Origin of the sequence: Faecalibacterium sp. DFI.5.82, assembly GCF_029076575.1 — a bacterium.
GTDB classification, from domain to species: Bacteria; Bacillota; Clostridia; order Oscillospirales; family Ruminococcaceae; genus Faecalibacterium; species Faecalibacterium duncaniae.
The window spans coordinates 1-322 of record NZ_JARFIS010000328.1; the positions used below are offsets into that span (position 1 = coordinate 1).

General features: G+C 51.6%; 1 tRNA gene and 1 pseudogene. Both read right to left on the reverse strand.

Annotated features, from left to right (window positions below):
• Positions 1-85: pseudogene (locus tag P0G09_RS16840) on the reverse strand (cupin domain-containing protein); the annotation flags it as partial.
• A gap of 145 nt (positions 86-230) precedes the next feature.
• A tRNA-Gly gene (locus P0G09_RS16845) sits at positions 231-306 on the reverse strand.
• Positions 307-322 lie beyond the last annotated feature (16 nt).

The window sequence follows — 322 nt, forward strand, 5'->3', positions numbered from 1 at the left end:
CTGCAAGGCTGATTTCTTCGCCATCGATAACGACCTTGCCTTTGCCGGAAAGAACACCGTAGATTTCCTCATTTGCCTTGTGGCTCATTTTTTCTTGGTCGCTGTGCGTTCCCGCCTGTTTTCCTCTATTGAACCATATTTTCCGGCAAAGCACAAGCCGCCCGCCAAAAGTGCATCAAAATGCAAAACGCCCCACCATGTTCTTTACTACACGTTGGAGCGCTATTTTCTGGAGCAGGATACGGGACTCGAACCCGCCGCCTACTGCTTGGGAAGCAGTCGCTCTACCGGATGAGCTTACCCTGCAGGACTGCTCCATTAG